Below are 19616 nucleotides of genomic sequence, written 5' to 3'. Positions count from 1 at the left end.
TACAAGTCCGAAACTCGCGGCAACTGTCAGTCACAACAGTTGCAAATCGTCTCGTCCGCAGCTCTCTTTCCAAGTGACCTTTTCTGAGCGCCGCACGAAATCCGCTTCGTTCCGCCATAGATCCAATTGTCGGATTTAATGGTTAATGGACGCTTAGTGAACAACAAATGCGGAAACACCATGGCAAAAAAGACACAGGAGCGCATCTATTTTCGCTATGGTAAAAAAACTATTAACAGTCTTTAATTGGCAACAGTCGACCTAACCTCTAAAGAAAGAGGATTAGAGCTTTATAAAATTCAATAAGTTAAGCTGATTTTATTATCCTGCGGTGCGCCTGAAAGGGGTGTTATCCCCATCATGACCGTCATCGAATCCCCTGCCGGAGATGGAGGTCACATCAATGCCATATTCCTTCAGCTTCCGGTAAAGCGTGGTCCTTCCGATGCCCAAACGACGTGCGACTTCACTGATTTGCCCATCGTAATGCGCCAGAGCGAAGCGGATCATCTCTTCTTCGGCAGCAGCAAGCGTGCGCACTTCGCCCTCCGCATTCACGCCACTGATGATGCCGGGCGTCACCTTGCCGGATGCGACGCCGACCGGCATCGCCGTCCTCGGGCCGGTGTAGGATGCGCCCGTCCAGCTGTCTGTATTGCTCACCAGCTCGCCGAAATCCGCCATGGTCAGCTCGCGTGTTTCGCAGAGCAGGACAGCACGGAAAACCGCATTTTTCAGCTCGCGCACATTGCCCGGCCAGTCATAGGTCTTCAACCGCTCCAACACATGCGGCGCAACGCCGGTGATATGGCCGCGCCGCTCCTCGCTGGCAAAGCGCATCGTGAAGTGATGCAGCAGGACCGCAATGTCTTCCTGCCGGTTGCGCAAGGCCGGAACCGGCAGCGTGAACGAACCCAGCAACTGGCCAAGCCCGGGGTGAAACCGCCCCATATGGACAAGATCATTGAGGGGCTGCGTCGTGGAAGCCATGACGCGCGCATTGAATGGGTATTGAACACCCGCCGCCTCGAATTGTCCCGTCTGCATCGCCGAGTAGAGCCGCATCTGGGCATGACGTGGCAGGAAGCCGACTTCATCCAGATAGAGCGTACCGCCATCGGCGCTCACCAATTTGCCGAAAACGCCCTCCGGCCCCGCAAGCGCAGGCCCCGGCACGCGCGCAGTTTCCGACGCACCGAACAGGATTTGATCCACATTGTCCGATGTCAGTGTTCGGCAATCAACCGTAGTGAATGTTTCACGCCATCTCGCACCACCGCTGCAAATGGCGCGGGCCAGAGTTTCCTTGCCACTACCCGGTTCTCCATCGAGAAGAAGTGGCGCATCCAGCGCAGCAGCGCGCCTTGCAGCGACCATCGCCCGGTCCATATCCGGGCTTCTGGCAATGATATCGGAGAGTGGGAAATGCGTCCGCAGCGAGCGGTTGCGGCGCACCTCATGGGCGAGCGCATCGAGCTTGAGCACATTGGAAATGGAAAGCTGAACGCGCTCAGGCACGACAGGCGTGGTCACGAAATCGACTGCGCCGAGTTTGATAGCCTGCAAGGCCCTGTTAAGCCCATCGTTTTGAACAAGCACGATCACCGGAATGGTCACGCCTGCATCACGCATCTTGGCGAGAACGCTAAGGCCGTCCATATCCGGCATGGCCATGTCGAGCAGAATGAGCGCAATATCCTTGCGCTGCGTCGCGAAGCTGAGCGCGCCGCTGCCCCCGTCGGTCAGGATGGTGCGATAACCCATGCGCTGGACCATCGCCTCAATGTTGCGTCGGTGAATCGGATCGTCATCCGCTATGAGAATGCGCGTGCCCATTAAAAGCTTTAATCAACCTGTGGAGTTCCCGCGCCCGAACACATTAAACAGTTTAAAAATAGAACAAAGTTTTATGCTCCAGGCGCGCTATTTGGAGCCAGAGCACTAACAATTGCAAGACCTTAAAACAGTATCTGACGCTACATTCACAAAATTTTCGGCTAAAAAACACTCAATGCTTGAAGCGCCCAAAAAGTAATCGCGGAAGTTACTGGCAATTTATTGGTTGCTTACATAACACCGGTTGCACCACTTGATTGTGCCTCTTGGCGATCCCGGCCAGACATGCGAGAAGAAGGCCAACAGGAGAATGCTTATGACCCGTTTTTCAGACTCTGCTTCGTTCAACGCAGTTCTTCACGCGCCTGTTTTGGCCCCGTCTGGCGATAGCGCCGCTGCCGAAAAGACAGCCCTCGGCAAGCTGCCGGAATGGAACCTTGCCGATCTTTATCCCGCGCCCGACAGCCCACAGCTCAAGGCCGACATCGAAAAGGCCATGAAGGATTCGGTTTTGTTTGAAGAGCGCTGGAAGGGTAAGCTCGGCGCGGAAGCAGCGAAAGCAGACGGCGGCAATTTTGCCGATGCGATCAAGCAGTTTGAGGCGCTTGACGAGTTGCTGGGGCGCATCGCCTCCTATGCCGGGCTCTATTATTACGGCGATACGACCGATCCGAAGCGCATGAAGCTTTTTGGCGATGTGCAGCAGAAGCTGACCGACGCCAGCACGCATCTCATCTTTTTCAGCCTCGAACTGAACCGCATCGAGGACGCAATTCTCGACAAGGCCATGGATGCCAATGCGGCAATCGGACATTACCGTCCGTGGCTGACCGATCTGCGCAAGGACAAGCCCTATCAGCTGGACGACAAGCTGGAACAGCTCTTCCACGAAAAATCGATCACCGGCTTCGGCGCATGGAACCGCCTGTTCGACGAGACCATGTCGGGCCTGCGTTTCGAGGTCGACGGTCAGGAACTGGCCATCGAGCCGACGCTGAACATGCTGCAGGACGCCGATGGCGCGGTCCGCAAAAAGGCCTCGGAAGCGCTGGCCAAGACATTTGGCGCCAATCTGCGCATTTTCACGCTGATCACCAACACGCTGGCCAAGGACAAGGAAATCTCCGACCGCTGGCGCGGCTTTCAGGATATTGCCGACAGCCGCCACCTCGCAAACCGCGTTGAACGCGAAGTTGTGGATGCGCTGGCCAAGGCGGTCGAAGACGCCTATCCGCGCCTTTCGCACCGCTATTATGCGCTGAAGGCCAAGTGGCTCGGTCTCGACAAGCTGGAAAACTGGGATCGCAACGCACCGCTGCCGGAAACCCCGCAGGCCCTGATTTCGTGGGATGAAGCGCGCGATACCGTGCTTTCGGCCTATGGCAATTTCGCACCGGAAATGGCCGCGATTGCCAAGGATTTCTTCGACAAGAACTGGATTGATGCGCCGGTGCGCCCCGGCAAGGCTCCGGGCGCCTTCGCGCATCCGACCGTCCCTTCCGCGCATCCTTATGTTCTGCTCAACTATATGGGCAAGCCGCGCGATGTGATGACGCTTGCCCATGAGCTTGGCCATGGCGTGCATCAGGTTCTTGCTGGCGGCCAGGGCGCGCTGATGGCGTCGACCCCGCTGACGCTGGCCGAAACCGCCTCGGTCTTCGGCGAAATGCTGACCTTCCGCTCGCTGCTGGAGCGGACGAAGGACAAGCGCGAACGCAAGGCCATGCTGGCCCAGAAGGCCGAAGACATGATCAATACGGTCGTGCGCCAGATCGCCTTCTATCAGTTCGAGCGTCGCGTTCACACCGAGCGCCGTGAAGGCGAATTGACGTCAGAGCGCATCGGCGAAATCTGGATGGATGTGCAGCGCGAAAGCCTTGGCGACGCGGTGCACCTCAATCCGGGCTATGAGACCTTCTGGACCTATATCCCGCACTTCATCCATTCGCCATTCTATGTCTATGCCTATGCTTTCGGCGATTGCCTGGTGAACTCGCTCTATGCCGTCTACCAGCATTCCGAAAAGGGCTTTCAGCAGAAATATTTCGACATGCTGAAAGCGGGCGGCACCAAGCACCACACGGAACTGCTGGCGCCGTTCGGCCTCGATGCAACGGACCCGAACTTCTGGAGCAAGGGCTTGTCGGTGATCGAAGGCATCATTGACGAACTCGAAGCCATGGAAGACTGAGGCAAAAGTGACCCGAACGGGTAACAAACCGCTGATCCTGTTTCGGGACGACAAGGCGGGCCGCGATGTGCTTTTCGCGGCTCCCTCGACCATCATCCGCGCCGACGAGCCGGGTGAATTCGATGATGCATGGGAAGCGATGCAGCGCGCCCATGCGGACGGGAAATGGCTTGCGGGCTATCTTTCCTACGAGGCAGGCTATCTTCTTGAACCGAAGCTGAAGCCCCTTCTGCCGGATGGACGCAAAGTGCCCCTCCTGTGCTTCGGCGTTTTCGACGGGCCGTCTGACGATGACTTGCATCATCGCGGCAATGATAATGCGACCTATCTGCGCGATCCTGTCGCCGAATGGACGCCTGACGATTATGAAACGCGCTTCCAGCGCCTGCATCAGCACTTGCGTGAGGGCGATTGCTATCAGGGCAATCTGACCTTTCCGGTTCATGCGGAATGGGGCGGCGATCCGCTGGTGCTGTTCAATGCGCTCGCCGCACGCCAGCCGGTCCGCTACGCGACCTATTGCGATCTCGGCGGCCCGACGGTCCTGTCGCGTTCACCGGAGCTTTTCTTCGAGGTGGATGCGGACGGGTGGATCGAAACCCACCCTATGAAAGGTACCATGCCGCGCGGAGCGACGCCCGAGGAAGACGAGGCAAACCGCACCTTTCTGATGAACGATCCAAAAAACCAGGCGGAAAACCGCATGATCGTCGATCTGCTGCGCAACGACATTTCGCTCATCAGCGAAGTCGGCTCGCTCGACGTGCCTGAGCTTTTCCGGGTTGAATCTTACCCGACGGTACACCAAATGATTAGTCGGGTACGAGCAAGGCTTAAAAGCGATATTCCCCTGCGGTCGCTATTTGCAGCCCTTTTCCCCTGCGGTTCGATTACCGGCGCTCCGAAAATCAGCGCCATGGAAATCCTGCGCAAGCTGGAACCCAACCCACGTGACATTTACTGCGGTTCGCTCGGCTGGATTGAGCCAAGCGGACGAATGCGCTTCAATGTCGCCATCCGCACGATCTCGCTTCTCGACGAAAATCGTGCAATCTTCAATGTCGGGGGCGGCGTGGTTTTCGATTCCACGGCGCAAGCGGAGTATGAGGAATGCCTTCTGAAAGCACGGTTCGCGACGGGGCACAAACCGTCAGTGCGGAACCAGAGTATCAACTGATCGAAACCATGCGATGGGAGCCTCTCTCCGGGGTTCTGCGTCTGCAATTGCATCTGGCGCGACTGGAACAGTCCGCACGCGCGCTTGGTTTCTCTTGCAATATGGACGCCATCCGCCAGCAGATTGAAGAAGCAGGCTCCGGTGACCGCGCCCTGAAACTGCGCCTCACGCTGGCGCCTGACGGCGTTGCCAATGTTGTGGCCTATAATTATGAGCCGCTGCCGCAGCAAACGACGTGGCGCATAGCGATTGCGCGCACCCGCCTCGATCACAACGATCCGCTACTTCGTTACAAGACGACGCGCCGTCAGGCCTATATCGCCGCCCGCGAGGAATATTCTTCTGCGGAAGTGGACGAAGTTATCCTGCTGAATGACCGCGACGAGGTCTGCGAAGGCACCATCACGTCGATTTTCCTCGATATTGGCGGCACGACCTGTGTGACGCCTGCTCTTTCCTGCGGGCTTCTGGACGGCGTTCTGCGGCGCGAGCTTCTGAAGAATGGCGTGGTCTCGGAAGGGACGGTTTCTGTCGGCGATCTCAAAAATGCGCGCAACATTCTGGTCGGAAATTCGTTGCGCGGCATGATCCGCGCCAAGCTGATTGAAGGCTAAATTCCTAAAATGCGTTAAACACGTCTGCATGTCATAGAGGTGTGACGTTTCTTTCTTTGTATGAAGTTGTGTTATCGTTGCGGTTTCAAACATGCCGACGAACGGTAACAGACCGAAACGCCGCAAATTTAAGCGGCTCACACAGAGGAAGAAAATGGCGAAAGCGAAATGGCAAGTCTATAGCGAGATCACCGGCCCCGTAATCATGATCGGCTTTGGGTCGATCGGGCGCGGTACCCTGCCGCTGATAGAACGTCATTTCAAATTCGACAAATCGCGGATGGTCGTGATCGACCCGAGCGAGAAGAACCGCAAGATCCTCGATGACAAGGGCATTCGCTTCGTCAAGCAGGCGATCACCAAGGATAATTACGCGGAAGTGCTGGACCCGTTCCTGAAAGGTGCGGAAGGACAGGCATTTGTCGTCAATCTGTCGGTCGATACCGGATCAGTCGATCTGATGCATTATAGCCGCAAGAACGGCGCGCTTTATATCGACACTGTTGTTGAGCCGTGGCTTGGCTTCTATTTCGACGCCAAGGTGGATAATGCCGCACGCACCAATTATGCGCTGCGCGAAACCCTGCTGGCAGAAAAGCGCAAGCACCCCGGCGGTCCGACCGCCGTCGCATGCTGCGGCGCCAATCCGGGCATGGTGTCGTGGTTCGTCAAGAAAGCGCTTGTCGATCTGGCGACGGAGCTCAAGCTCGACTTCACCGAACCGGCGGCTGATGACCGCAACGGTTGGGCCAAGTTGATGAAAAAGGCTGGCGTGAAGGGCGTGCACGTCGCCGAGCGCGACACGCAACGCGCCAAGGAACCAAAGCCGTTCAACACGTTCTGGAATACATGGTCCGTGGAAGGCTTCATTTCCGAAGGCTTGCAGCCTGCCGAACTCGGCTGGGGCAGCCACGAAAAGCGGAAGCCGAAAAATGCACGCAAGCAGAAGAAGGGCTCGAAGGCTGCGATTTTCCTTGAGCAGCCCGGCGGCAATACGCGCATCCGCACCTGGTGCCCGACGCTTGGCGCGCAATACGGCCTGCTCGTCACCCACAATGAAGCGATTTCGATCTCCGATTACTTCACGGTGCGGGACAAGAAGGGCAAGCTCGATTACCGTCCCACCTGCCATTATGCCTATCATCCAAGCAATGACGCCATTCTCTCGCTGGACGAAATGTTCGGCGCGAGCGGCAAAGCTCAACCCATCCAGCATGTGCTTGAAGAAGCCGAAATCCTCGACGGTTCGGACGAGCTGGGCGTTCTGCTCTATGGTCACGACAAGAATGCCTACTGGTACGGCTCGCAGCTGACTGTCGCGGAAGCACGCAAGCTTGCGCCCTATCAGAACGCAACGGGTCTGCAGGTTTCCTCCGCCGTTCTCGCCGGCATGGTCTGGGCGCTGGAAAACCCGAACAGCGGCATCGTGGAAACCGACGAGATCGACTATCGCCGCTGCCTCGAAGTCCAGATGCAATATCTCGGGCCCGTCAAAGGCTATTACACCGACTGGACGCCGCTTGAAGGTCGCGGACATCTGTTCGAGGAAGACCTCGACACCAAAGACCCATGGCAGTTCCGCAACGTTCTGGTGCGTTGATGAAACAGAGCAAGGCCCGGCATCGACCGGGCCTTTGCATCTGAGCCGTCCGAATGAAATCGATGTGATTTTCCCAGAATGTCCGGTCAATTAAGGCGCATAGCGGCAGACCGCTTTCCCGATCTCGTGGCTTTGCTCAGCGGGCTGCTGATCCTGCCGTGGGTTCTGGGTGTGCCGGGCCACCCAAGCCAGCCTGTGCAGATTGGATGGACGATTGGCCTTGTTTCGATGGTCGTCTATCTGGCCATCTATCAGGCGGCGAAGTCCCTCGCCTCTTATGGAGCCGTCAAAAACAATCCGACGCGCAGCGCCTTAATCAGCCGCGCGACCAAATGGTCGGCGAGCCTGCTTATCTTGATGATGCTTATATCTTTCGGGCTAATCTTCATGGTGTAACGCCGCCAATCACGGTGATCTGCGCGACGATTTTGCATCATTACCAATAAATTAACAGATCCGGCGGCCAATCCTCACATTGGGGACTTGTTTTCGTGTAAGTTTCGATTCATCACAAGTCATTATCCCCATTGGAGAGAGAATGGACATGAAAAGCTTCCGCATCGTTGCCCCACTTGCCGTCATGTCGCTTGTGCTGGCGGCTTGCGAAACGACCGGACCGGTCGGCGGCAATGTCCCAACTGTCTCCCGCGCACCAAGCGGCATCGAAGGCAGCTGGGTCGATCCGAACGGCATCGTATCGTCGTTCAACGGCGGCATTTTCGAAACCCGCACCACCGACACCAACGAACGGCTGGCAGAAGGCAACTACCGCTATCAGTCGCCGCAGCTCGTTGAAATCGACATGCGCTCGATCGTGCGCGGCACCTCTTCCAAGGTCAATTGCGCTCTGGTTTCGCAAAACCAGCTGAACTGCACCTCTTCGGCAGGCTCGCGCTTCTCGCTGAACCGCCGCGCAACCAGCTAAAAGCGACATTAGAGCGGTTCCGGTTAAAACAGAATCGTGGAACCGCTCTATCTATTTGTTTTGACGCATTATCCTACGCGAAACCGCTACGCACTTTTGCTGGAAATGCTCTAACATCCATTCAAGTTCAAGCGGCGCGGGCTATGCTCGCGCCGCTTGAATTTTTTGTTGTCTGTAATTGTCAGGATTGCAATTTGTCGTTTTTTCTGGCCTTTGCTTCCTACGCATTTCCCGCGTAAAACCGTTTCACACTTTTGCTGGAAATGCTCTATTTTCCAGCGGGATAGGAGTCGGCTCATGAGCAAGATTGACACAGTGCACCAGAACCCAAATCAGTCCGCGCAAGCGAAACTGCCCAAAGTCGGGGTTCTGCTGGTCAATCTGGGAACGCCGGACGGCACGAGTTACGCCCCGATGCGGCGCTATCTTGCCGAGTTTCTGTCTGACCGCCGCGTGATCGAGTGGTCGCGCCTGTTCTGGTATCCGATTCTCTACGGCATCGTGCTCAACACGCGCCCCAAGCGTTCCGGCAAGCTTTACGACCGCATCTGGAACCATGAAAAGAATGAATCACCGCTGCGCACCTATACCCGCGCGCAGGGTGAAAAGTTGGCAACCGCACTCGCAGACATTCCCAATGTGGTCGTGGACTGGGCGATGCGCTATGGCCAGCCGTCCATCGAAAGCGTGACTGACCGACTGCTGCAACAGGGCTGCGAGCGCATAGTCGTGTTCCCGCTCTACCCGCAATATTCGGCCACCACGACCGCGACGGTGAATGACAAGTTTTTCGAAGCGCTGATGAAAAAGCGTTTCATGCCTGCAAGTCGCACCATTCCGTCTTACGAGACGGAGCCGGTCTATATCGAAGCGCTTGCACGCTCCATTGAAAGCCATCTCGCAACGCTTTCCTTCAAGCCGGAAGTGATCCTCGCTTCCTATCATGGCATTCCGAAAAGCTATTCAGACAAGGGTGATCCCTATCGCGAACAATGCCTGGAGACCTCGCGCCTTCTGCGCATCCGGCTCGGCATGGACGAAAACCAATTCCGCTCCACTTTCCAGTCCCGTTTCGGACCCGAGGAATGGCTCCAGCCCTACACGGACGAGACCGTGGAAAATCTGGCGAAACAGGGCGTCAAATCCGTCGCGGTGCTCAATCCGGGGTTTGTCGTCGACTGCCTGGAAACGGTTGACGAGATCGGCAATGAAGCCGCCCATCTTTTCCATGAAAACGGCGGCGAGAATTTCAGCCACATCCCTTGCCTCAACGACAGTGAAGAAGGCATGAAGGTCATCGAAACGATGGTACGGCGCGAATTGCTGGGATGGGTGTAATATATGGGAATAGGGGAATAAGGCAGTAAGGGAACAGGTTTTCATACTCCCTTATTCCCCTACTCACCTATTCCCCTAACGGATGAGGGTTAGACAATGACAGGTTTCGACATCACGCTGCTTATTCTGGCTGCGCTGGTTCTGGCGACACTCTTTGCGGGCATCAAGACGGTGCCGCAGGGTTTCAACTATACGGTGGAACGTTTCGGCCGCTATACGCGTACGCTCAATCCGGGCTTGAATCTGATCGTCCCGTTCTTCGACCGCATCGGCGCCCGCCTCAATATGATGGAGCAGGTGCTGGATGTCCCGACGCAGGAAGTCATTACCCGCGACAACGCCATTGTCGGTGTCGACGGCGTTGCCTTCTATCAGGTGCTGAACGCCGCGCAGGCTGCCTATCAGGTCGCCAACCTGCAATATGCGATCCTCAACCTCACCATGACCAATATCCGCACGGTCATGGGTTCGATGGATCTTGATGAATTGCTCTCCAACCGCGATGCGATCAATGATCGCCTGCTGCGTGTCGTTGACGAAGCCGCCCATCCATGGGGCATCAAAATGACCCGCGTAGAGATCAAGGACATCAATCCGCCGGCAGATATTGTCACCTCGATGGCCCGCCAGATGAAGGCGGAGCGCGACAAGCGCGCGCAGGTTCTGGAAGCCGAAGGCGACCGCAATGCGCAAATTCTGCGCGCAGAGGGCCAGAAGCAGTCGCAGATTCTCGAAGCCGAGGGCAAGCTGGAAGCCGCAAAGCGCGAAGCAGAAGCCCGCGAGCGTCTGGCCGAGGCCGAAGCCAAGGCAACGACACTGGTGTCGGATGCCGTTTCCAACGGCAATGTGCAGGCGCTCAATTACTTCGTGGCGCAGAAATACACCGAAGCGCTTAGCAATATTGCCAGCGCCAAGAACCAGAAGGTCGTGCTGATGCCGCTGGAGGCAAGCTCGCTTATCGGTTCGCTCGGCGGTATTGGCGCAATCGCGCGGGAAGTGTTCGGCGACGGCAACAAGCCTGTCGATCCGACACCGCCATCGCCGGGCCTGTCGCGTCCGCGTAGCGTTCCCCCGACCAACCGCAGCTAAAGCAAGGACGGAGCGCCATGATTATCGAACTTCTGTCCGGACTTGGCATCTATAGCTGGCTGGTTCTTGGACTGGCCCTGCTCATTCTGGAAATTCTGGCGCCCGGCATTTTCTTCATCTGGTTCGGCCTTGCGGCACTGGTGACCGGAGGCATTGCTTTCCTCCTGTCATCGACCACCGGCTTCGGCTGGCAGTTCCAACTGGTTGTCTTTCTGGTTCTGGCGGTCATTTTCGCACTGGCGGGCCGCCGCTTCTTCGGCTCGAAGAGTGAAAATCAGGATGAACCTCTGCTCAACCGGCGCGGTGAACAACTCGTCGGCCAGCGCACGACACTGACCGAGCCTATTATCAATGGGCGCGGACGCATTCGCATCAACGATACGACATGGCGCGTGAAAGGACCGGACCTGCCCACAGGAACAGAAGTTCGTGTCGTGGCCTTCGATCCGGTTTCGCTGGAGATAGAAGTGGCGGTTTAGGGGAATAGGGGAATAGGGGAATAGGGGAATAGGGGAATAGCGTGCACGGCACCCGTTTCAAGTAAACTGAAACATACTCCCTTACTGCCTTATTCACCTACTCCCTTAATCAGGCTGCCCCAATCCGCAGCAGATCGTGGAAGTGCACGAGGCCGACAGGGCGGTTGTCCTCGACCACAATCAATGCGCCGATATGGTTCTCGTTGATGGCGTTGAGCGCGGCAGTCGCCAGCATATTCTGGTCCACCGTCTTGGGCTTGCGGGTCATGATGTCATCAACCGCCAGTTCCGCAAGACTGCGATGCAGATTACGCGAAATATCGCCGTCTGTGACGATACCGGCCAATGCGCCGCCGTCATCAACCACGACCACGCAGCCGAAACTCTTTTGCGCCAGCACTTTCATTGCGTCCACCATCGCTGTGCCAACCGGCACCAGCGGAATGCGGTCGCCGCGATGCATGATATCGCGGATATGGATAAGGCTCGCGCCCAGCGAACCGCCGGGATGGAAAGTCTTGAAATCGCTCGGCGTAAAGCCGCGGGCTTCCAGAAGCGCTATCGCCAGTGCATCGCCGATAGCGAGTTGCAGCATGGTCGATGTCGTGGGTGCCAGACCATGTGGGCAGGCTTCCGCCGCCTTAGGCAGTATAAGCGCGATATTGGCCGCGCGACCAAGCGCCGAATCTTCGCGTGAGGTTATCGCAATCAGCGGAATGCCGAAGCGCTGCGAATAATTGACGACGCCTTTCAGTTCCGCTGTTTCACCAGACCAGGAAATCGCCAGAATCACGTCGTCGCGGTCGATCATGCCAAGATCGCCGTGATTGGCTTCCGCCGAATGCACGAAAAACGCAGCCGTTCCCGTCGAGGCAAAAGTGGCAGCAAGCTTCGCGCCGATATGGCCGCTCTTGCCGACGCCGGTGACGACCAGACGCCCCTTGGCGGCAATGATCTGATTCACAGCCTCCGTGAAAGGGCCGGACAAGCCGTTGCCAAGCGCTTCTTCGAGCGCGGCGAGGCCTTCGTTTTCGGTTCTAATGGTCCGGAGCGCCGAAGCGATGGCCGCTTCCGCACCCGTTGAAATCTGGGTCTGAACGAGCTTTTCCATGGCCGAAAGCGTTAGCCTCTTCGCTGTCCGTTGTCCAAGCTTTTATTGCCGATAAATAATTGCTTTCGCTCGGCAACGTGGGCAATGGCAACCAAGAATTAACCATGTGCCTTTACCGTTCATCTACCACGTTGCAACGGTTTGAAATCACATATGCCATTTGCCATGCCCCTATCCGGCGGTTCGACGCCCATTGCCCGCAGGCTGAGAAGCCTGTTTCTGGCGGGTGCGGCGATGGCTATCATCCCTTCCCTCTCGCATGCTCAGGACACCTATCTTCGCGGCAGTGTTCCGGAAGACGTGCTTTCTGCCTCTTCACCGGATACGCTCGCGACGCGGGGGCTCGCCGCACCGGGCCGTTCCGATAGTACTGCCGCCGCCAGCAGCGATGACGGTTCCGACGCATTTTATGCACCAACACAAGACAATGCCGCTGCGGCCGATAATCAGCAGCAAGCGGCCCCGGTTGCGCAAACACAGGATCAGCAAGCCCTCCAACCCGACACCATGCGCGTCGGCGCGATAACCAGTGAAGCGGATAGCGATAGCGGGCGCGTACAGCGTGAAAACACGCGTCAGGCACCGGAACAGGGTCGCGGCCCGGCACAAGAGGCAGATCCATTTGCGCCGGTCGGCATGCGCGCCGGATCGTTCGTGTTGCGCCCGTCGCTTGAACAAGGCATCCGTGCAACATCGAATGGCGACAATAGCCCAACCGGCTCCAGTTCGGTCCTGTCGGAAACCACGCTGCGCCTCAATGCGCAATCCGACTGGGCGCGGCATCAGGCGACGCTCGATGCATCAGGCACGTTGAGCAAATCGATTTCCGGTCAGGATGTGAGCGAACCGCAGATCGACATTCAGGGCAATCTGCGCCTTGATCTGACGGATCAGACCACGGTCAATACCGGCGCAGGTTACAGGCTGCGGCGTGAAAGCGCCTCCAATCCGAATGGCGTTGTCGGCGCCCTGAAGCGTCCGCTGGTTCACACATTTAACGGCAGCCTTGGCGTCGAGCACGATACGGGGCTTGTTTTCGGTCGTGCGACCGCCCGCGTCGAACACGATATGTATGGCGATGCAGAACTGTCGTCTGGCGGCACTGTCAGCCAGAAGGACCGCGACAATACCTATGCCAGCATCACGCTGCGCGGTGGTTTCTCCATGTCGCAAGCTCTCAAGCCCTTTGCCGAAGTCGAACTTGGCAAGCGCATTTTCGACGAGCGTATGGATAGCAATGGTTATGAACGCAGCGGTTCGCAATTTGCGCTGCGTGGCGGCCTGATGGTGGATATGGGTGAAAAACTGAACGGCGAGTTTGCCGCCGGTTATATGCGCGCCACCAGCGACGATGACCGGCTTGGCGCGGTCAGTGGGCCGTCGATCAACGCCGCGCTCAACTGGTCGCCATTGCGCGGAACCGATGTGCGGCTCTATTCACAAACCACCGTGGATATGTCCACCACGCCGGGCATTGCCGGATCGCTGCTACAATTTGCGAGCCTTGACGTCACGCATCGCATCCGGTCAGACCTCAGCCTCAATGGCAGGCTCGACGCACTGGTTCGCGCCAACAAGGATGGCACCGGCACAGATTATACGCTGGGCGCACAAATCGGCGCGACATACTGGATCAACCGTTTCGTGGAGATTGATGCGCGCCTGCGTCATGAATTCCTGACGAGCCAGATCTCGGAGCGCGAGTATAAATCCAACAGCATTTATCTCGGCGTGAAAGTGCAGCGCTAAACGCTATTTGCTTTTACGCATTATCCAACGCAAAACCGCTTCGCACTTTTGCTGGAAATGCTCTGGATGCAAAAAAACCGCCCTCATCACTGAAGGCGGTTTTTGATTTTCAGTCAGCGATCTCAGGCAGGCTTGATCGTTTCCAGCAATTCGCTGATCGAGACTTCCACCGACGGGCGGATATCCTTGCGCCACAGGGCGAAAGCGACATTGGCCTCGATAAAGCCAGCCTTGGAACCGCAGTCGAAAGTGCGGCCCTGATAGTCGAAGCCGTAGAATTTCTGCGCATCAGCCAGCTTCAGCATGGCGTCGGTGAGCTGGATTTCGTTGCCAGCGCCCTTTTCCTGCTTGCTGAGAAGCTCGAAGATTTCCGGCTGCAGAATATAGCGACCGTTGATGTAAAGATTGGACGGAGCGGTGCCCTTGGCGGGCTTTTCGACCATCTGGGTGATCTCGAAGCCGGAGCCGATTGCATTGCCCTTGCCGACGATGCCGTATTTATGCGCCTCTTCCGGGTCGCATTCCTGCACCGCGATGACATTGCCGCCGGTCTTTTCGTAAAGCTCGACCATTTCGGCCAGACAGCCCTTCTTCGACTGCATCACCATGTCCGGCAGCAGAAGCGCGAATGGCTCGTCGCCGACCAGCTCGCGGGCACACCAGACGGCGTGACCGAGGCCCAACGGAACTTGCTGGCGGGTAAAGCTCGTCGTGCCCGGCTGCGGCTGCAAATCCTGAAGATGATCAAGCTCGGCCTTCTTGCCGCGTTCGGCAAGTGTGGCATACAACTCAACCTGCGCATCGAAATAATCTTCGATGACGGCCTTGTTGCGTCCGGTGACGAAAATCAGATGTTCGATGCCAGCCTCACGCGCCTCATCGACCACATACTGGATGACGGGCTTGTCTACGACCGTCAGCATTTCCTTTGGAATGGATTTGGTGGCGGGAAGGAACCGGGTGCCGAGACCGGCAACAGGGAAAACGGCTTTGCGGATTTTGCGGATCGAACTCATTCGTCTCCTCGATTTTCACTAACGCTACTTTGCTATCAAAGCATTGAAGCAACTGAATTTCAAATAAGGCTATTTCATTAAAGAACGACGAAATTACACAAGTCATACCATCACATTAAATGACCCATTCTTAATGTTGCTTGATTCAAAAATTTTTCCAATTTTCCGGCAATTTTTCCCTTCCACTCTCCATGGTAAACCAAATGCTAACCGACAGGGTTTAATTTGAACGTTCAACTGGTCGATGTCCAATTTTACACTGCCAAATTTCAATGGTGGATGGTATTAGTTAGCGTATGCAATCTGAACCGAGCGGCATCGACATTCTTAAGACACGCGCCGGAAATAAAAAATATTCCGGCATGAAGACGATTGCAGAAGGGAAACACAGAATGCTGCGATTTCCATTCACACTGGGACAGACGCTGAAGCTCAAGGCAACCGCGACGGTTGCTGTTGCGGTGCTGGCATCCGCCCTCTCGACCGGTTCGGCCTTTGCCGATGCAAAATTTCGCCAATGGGTGGCGAGCTTCCGTCCGGTCGCCATCAACGCCGGTGTTTCGCCGTCGACCTTCGACCGCGCGTTTCGCGGTGTCGACGCGCCCGATCCCGTCGTGCTGGAAAAAGCCCGTTATCAGCCGGAATTCACCGAGCCTGTCTGGAACTACATCGACAACCGTGTGAACGAGGATTCCACCGGCGTCGGCCAGAACATGGCGCGTAAATGGGGTCCGTGGCTGCAACGCATTGAACAGCGTTTCTCGGTTGATCGGAATATTCTGCTAGCCATCTGGTCGATGGAAAGCAATTACGGCGAGATTCTCAAGCGCGACGACGTGATGCGCGATGCGGTTCGTTCCCTCGCAACGCTGGCTTATGCCGATCCGAAGCGCGCCAAATATGGGCGCACGCAGCTGATCGCCGCGATGAAAATTCTCCAGACTGGCGACATTGATCGCGGACACCTGTCCGGCTCGTGGGCCGGCGCCCTTGGCCACACGCAGTTCATCCCGACCAGCTATCAGGCTTATGCGGTCGATATGGACGGCAATGGCAAGCGCGACATCTGGAATTCCATTCCCGATGCGCTGGGCACTGCGGCCAATCTCCTGCATCGCAACGGCTGGCAGCCGGGCCGGACATGGGGTTATGAAGTAGTGCTTCCGGCTGGCGGCAAATTCCCGTCCGGTTCGCTGAGCGTGGCCGAATGGCAGAAGCGCGGCGTCGTGCGCGCCAATGGACGTGCATTCCCCGACCCGAGCGAAAAAGTAACGCTGAAGGTGCCGGATGGACGTCAGGGTCCGGCCTTCCTGATGACCAAGAACTTCTTCGTCATCAAGCGCTATAACAATGCCGACAAATACGCGCTGGCTGTTGGCCTCCTCGCAGACCGCATCAGCGGTTATCAGGGGCTTCGTCAGGACTGGAACCGTCCCTTTACGCCGATCACCATGAACGAGCGTCAGGAATTGCAGACGCATCTCAAGGCGCTCGGCTATTATGACGGCAATATTGATGGCAAGATCGGTTCAACGTCCCGCAAGGCCATCGAGGCGTTCCAGCAGCGCAACGGTTTGCAGCCGGATGGACACCCAAGCAAGGAAGTTCTGTCTGTTCTGCGTCGCCGTTAAGACAACAGGCTGATTTATCGGAGCGCGTTTCCCATGAAGCGCGCTCCATTTTATTTTTGCGGCCGACCGGGTTACTGTGGCTTTGCAACGAAAGCGGAATGGATGCGCAAACCTCGGATTGCAGGCAATATGTTGAAAGCTGCCAGTGTCATGCTGGCGGCATTTGCGCTGCTGCTTTCCGGTCTGGCCAGCGCTTCGGCACAGGATCGCCCGCGCACGCTTTTCGATTTGCTGTTCGGTTCGCGGCAACCCCAGCGCCAATATGAACAACCCCAGCCCCAGCAAAGCCGGCCAAAGCCGAAACGCGCGCCCAAGACAACATCGCCCGTCTCACGCAAGCCCGCTCCGGAACCAGCCGCGCCCGCAGTGCCTGTGGTGGAGAAAAGCCCGGATGCGAAGAAGGTTCTGGTTGTTGGTGACTTCATTGGCAGCGGATTGGCCGAAGGCCTTGATGTGGCCTTTGCATCCGACCCGGACCTGACAGTTGCGAGCCGTATCAATGGGTCATCCGGTTTCGTGCGCGACGACCATTTCAACTGGCCGGACAATATCGGCAAGATACTGGACGAAGAAAAACCTGCCGCAGTTGTTGTGATGATCGGCTCCAACGACCGTCAGGCGATCACGACCAACGGTGCAAGCCTCGCAGCCCGCTCGCCGGAATGGACCGCCGAATATCAGAAGCGCGTGACGCAGTTCGTCAAGGTGATCAGCGACCGCCACTATCCGCTCGTCTGGGTGGGGCAGCCTTCCTTCCGTCCGAAAGGCATGTCACAAGATATGCTGGCGTTGAATGAAATCTACCGCAACACCACGGAAAAGGCTGGCGGCAAGTTTGCCGATGTCTGGGATGGCTTCATCGACGAGGACGGCAATTTCACCCAGACCGGCTTCGACATTAACGGCCAGACAGCGCGCCTGCGCGGGAATGACGGCATCAACATCACTTCGGCGGGCAAGCGCAAGCTCGCCTTCTATGCCGAAAAGCCGCTGCGCGCTTATCTGGGCGGCGGAAAGGAAGAAGGCCAGCCCCTGCCAGCCGCCGGAGCGCAAGACCCTTCCAAGCCAGTTGACCGGATCGCGCCTGTCAGCCTGCGTGACATCAACAAGGATGATAGCGGTGTTCTGCTCGGCGGCAATCTTGGCGTCCGGCCACAGACGCCACGTCCGGCACCAGTCGAGAAGAAGCCCGCTCCCGGTCGGGCCGACGACTTTTCGTGGCCTCGACCAAGCGCAACCCCCTAACTGATAGCCCGCTACTAGATATATCAATCATATATTAGCGCTATTATTAGTGGTTTCCCCGTCAAATCTTAGCCTAATTATTATATTCCGCGCTGTTCCCATCACCGTTCTCATCGTTTATCAGAAAACACCGTTCGCCTGACCCGGCGGACAATCGCGGATGCGATTTACCGGCATCTGCCTGATAAAAAGAGGCGTTTGAATGAACATCGCATCCAAACCTTCTGTCGATTCCGATCGGGAGGAGGATACTCACCTTGCGCGCAATCTATCCAACAGACACCTGCAGCTGATCGCTATTGGCGGTGCCATCGGCACCGGCCTTTTCATGGGCTCGGGCAAGACCATTTCGCTGGCTGGCCCGTCGATCCTGCTCGTCTATGCGGTGATCGGCTTCATGCTGTTCTTCGTGATGCGCGCGCTCGGCGAAATTCTGCTCTCCAACCTCGAATATCGTTCCTTCGCGGATTTTGCCGGCGACTATCTCGGCCCTTGGGCGCAGTTCTTCACCGGCTGGACGTACTGGCTCTGCTGGATTGTGACGGGCGTGGCTGACGTGGTGGCCGTGTCGGGCTATGTGTCGTTCTGGTTTCCGGAACTGGCGCTCTGGATCCCTGCACTCGGGCTGATCTTCACGCTTCTGGCGCTCAATCTGCCCACCGTGCGTAATTTCGGTGAAATCGAATTCTGGTTCGCCCTGATCAAGATCGTCGCCATCGTCGGGCTGATCATTGCCGGTGTGTATATGCTCTCAACCGGCTTTACCCTGCCCAACGGCAGCCAGGCATCGGTCGCGCATTTGTGGAACCATGGCGGTTTCTTCCCCAACGGTTTCCTCGGCTTTGTGGCCGGTTTCCAGATCGCCGTCTTCGCCTTTGTGGGCATCGAACTGGTCGGTACCGCCGCCGCCGAAACCAAGGATCCGGTGCGCAATCTGCCGAAGGCAATCAACTCCATCCCGATCCGCGTGGTGCTGTTCTATCTCGGCGCGCTGTTTGTGATCATCACCGTGATCCCGTGGGATCAGGTCGATCCAAGCTCCAGCCCGTTCGTCGCCATGTTCTCGCTGGCCGGTCTCGGTATTGCCGCCCATGTGGTCAATTTCGTCGTGCTGACCTCGGCAACGTCGAGCGCGAATTCCGGCATCTACTCGACCTCGCGCATGATCTATGGCCTTGCCACTTCGAAGCTGGCACCGAAGGCGCTTGGTAAGCTGAATAACCGTAAGGTGCCGGTCAACGCGCTGTTCTTCTCATGCATCTTCCTGCTGGCAGGCGTGGTTCTGCTTTATGCGGGCCAGAGCATCATTGAAGCCTTCACAATTGTCACGACGATCTCGGCCCTGCTTTTCATCTTCATCTGGTCGATCATTCTGGCGTCTTATCTGCAATATCGCCGCAAGCGCCCCGATCTGCATGAACAGTCCACGTTCAAAATGCCGGGTGGACGTGCCGCCGTCGTCATGGTCTTCGCCTTCTTCGCCTTCATTCTGTGGGCGCTGGCGCAAGAGCCGGACACCGCAGCGGCCCTGAAGGTCACGCCATTCTGGTTCGTGTTCCTTGCCATCGCCTATCTGGTGATGAAGTCACGGCGCAGCGAAAGCTAAACCGCCAAC

Annotated in this window: 16 protein-coding genes; 13 read left to right on the top strand and 3 right to left on the bottom strand. The window is 57.1% G+C overall.

Annotation, left to right across the window (positions count from 1 at the left end):
* Nucleotides 1-321: 321 nt before the first annotated feature.
* Nucleotides 322-1836 carry a sigma-54-dependent transcriptional regulator gene (locus tag ACTJKP_RS12300; protein WP_440630859.1) on the bottom strand — a complete coding sequence of 505 codons (1515 nt, stop codon included), beginning with the start codon at nt 1834-1836 and terminating at the stop codon, nt 322-324.
* A 316-nt stretch (nt 1837-2152) separates the two neighbouring features.
* On the opposite strand from ACTJKP_RS12300, the gene ACTJKP_RS12295 reads away from it, so the two are divergent.
* The 9 genes from ACTJKP_RS12295 (at nt 2153) to ACTJKP_RS12255 (ending at nt 11249) form a co-directional block, all read left to right on the top strand.
* Nucleotides 2153-4027 (top strand): M3 family oligoendopeptidase, encoded by a 1875-nt coding sequence (locus tag ACTJKP_RS12295; protein WP_440630858.1) that lies wholly within the window; start codon nt 2153-2155, stop codon nt 4025-4027.
* 7 nt (nt 4028-4034) lie between these two features.
* Entirely contained in the window at nt 4035-5204 is a 1170-nt protein-coding gene (locus ACTJKP_RS12290; RefSeq protein ID WP_440630857.1) for an aminodeoxychorismate synthase component I, read from the top strand.
* Entirely contained in the window at nt 5138-5818 is a 681-nt protein-coding gene (locus ACTJKP_RS12285; RefSeq protein ID WP_440630856.1) for an aminotransferase class IV family protein, read from the top strand. The genes ACTJKP_RS12290 and ACTJKP_RS12285 overlap by 67 nt, the downstream gene beginning before the upstream one ends.
* A gap of 154 nt (nt 5819-5972) precedes the next feature.
* Nucleotides 5973-7418 (top strand): homospermidine synthase, encoded by a 1446-nt coding sequence (locus ACTJKP_RS12280; protein ID WP_440630855.1) that lies wholly within the window; start codon nt 5973-5975, stop codon nt 7416-7418.
* Between the two features lie 78 nt (nt 7419-7496).
* Nucleotides 7497-7814, top strand: a complete 318-nt coding sequence (locus tag ACTJKP_RS12275) for a hypothetical protein (protein WP_440630854.1) — start codon at nt 7497-7499, stop codon at nt 7812-7814.
* A gap of 148 nt (nt 7815-7962) precedes the next feature.
* The gene (omp10, locus tag ACTJKP_RS12270) at nt 7963-8343 is read left to right on the top strand and encodes an outer membrane lipoprotein Omp10 (RefSeq protein ID WP_078339259.1); all 381 of its coding nucleotides are present in this window, start codon (nt 7963-7965) and stop codon (nt 8341-8343) included.
* A 297-nt stretch (nt 8344-8640) separates the two neighbouring features.
* Nucleotides 8641-9681 carry a ferrochelatase gene (hemH, locus tag ACTJKP_RS12265; RefSeq protein ID WP_440630853.1) on the top strand — a complete coding sequence of 347 codons (1041 nt, stop codon included), beginning with the start codon at nt 8641-8643 and terminating at the stop codon, nt 9679-9681.
* A gap of 96 nt (nt 9682-9777) precedes the next feature.
* Nucleotides 9778-10770, top strand: coding sequence for an SPFH domain-containing protein (locus ACTJKP_RS12260; protein ID WP_078339234.1), 993 nt, complete (start codon nt 9778-9780; stop codon nt 10768-10770).
* Nucleotides 10771-10787: 17 nt separating this feature from the next.
* Nucleotides 10788-11249, top strand: coding sequence for an NfeD family protein (locus ACTJKP_RS12255; RefSeq protein ID WP_440630852.1), 462 nt, complete (start codon nt 10788-10790; stop codon nt 11247-11249).
* Between the two features lie 109 nt (nt 11250-11358).
* Here ACTJKP_RS12255 and ACTJKP_RS12250 read toward each other — a convergent pair whose 3' ends face one another.
* On the bottom strand, nt 11359-12360 hold the full coding sequence (locus ACTJKP_RS12250) for a KpsF/GutQ family sugar-phosphate isomerase (RefSeq protein ID WP_440630851.1): 1002 nt from the start codon (nt 12358-12360) through the stop codon (nt 11359-11361).
* 153 nt (nt 12361-12513) lie between these two features.
* On the opposite strand from ACTJKP_RS12250, the gene ACTJKP_RS12245 reads away from it, so the two are divergent.
* Nucleotides 12514-14109: an outer membrane beta-barrel protein gene (locus ACTJKP_RS12245; RefSeq protein ID WP_440630850.1), complete on the top strand. Its 1596-nt coding sequence runs from the start codon at nt 12514-12516 to the stop codon at nt 14107-14109.
* A gap of 122 nt (nt 14110-14231) precedes the next feature.
* Here ACTJKP_RS12245 and galU read toward each other — a convergent pair whose 3' ends face one another.
* Nucleotides 14232-15125 (bottom strand): UTP--glucose-1-phosphate uridylyltransferase GalU, encoded by an 894-nt coding sequence (gene galU / locus ACTJKP_RS12240; protein ID WP_078339237.1) that lies wholly within the window; start codon nt 15123-15125, stop codon nt 14232-14234.
* A 392-nt stretch (nt 15126-15517) separates the two neighbouring features.
* Here galU and ACTJKP_RS12235 point away from each other — a divergent pair, with 392 nt between their 5' ends.
* The 3 genes from ACTJKP_RS12235 (at nt 15518) to ACTJKP_RS12225 (ending at nt 19607) form a co-directional block, all read left to right on the top strand.
* Entirely contained in the window at nt 15518-16756 is a 1239-nt protein-coding gene (locus ACTJKP_RS12235) for a lytic murein transglycosylase (protein WP_078339260.1), read from the top strand.
* Nucleotides 16757-16858: 102 nt separating this feature from the next.
* Nucleotides 16859-18001, top strand: coding sequence for an SGNH/GDSL hydrolase family protein (locus tag ACTJKP_RS12230; RefSeq protein WP_440630849.1), 1143 nt, complete (start codon nt 16859-16861; stop codon nt 17999-18001).
* A 202-nt stretch (nt 18002-18203) separates the two neighbouring features.
* Nucleotides 18204-19607 (top strand): amino acid permease, encoded by a 1404-nt coding sequence (locus tag ACTJKP_RS12225; protein WP_440630848.1) that lies wholly within the window; start codon nt 18204-18206, stop codon nt 19605-19607.
* The last annotated feature ends 9 nt before the right edge of the window (nt 19608-19616 follow it).

It is taken from the genome of Brucella sp. 22210, from assembly GCF_052045675.1.
GTDB lineage: Bacteria > Pseudomonadota > Alphaproteobacteria > Rhizobiales > Rhizobiaceae > Brucella.
The sequence above is the reverse complement of the archived record's forward strand: the minus strand, read 5'-3'. Positions and strand labels throughout refer to the sequence as shown.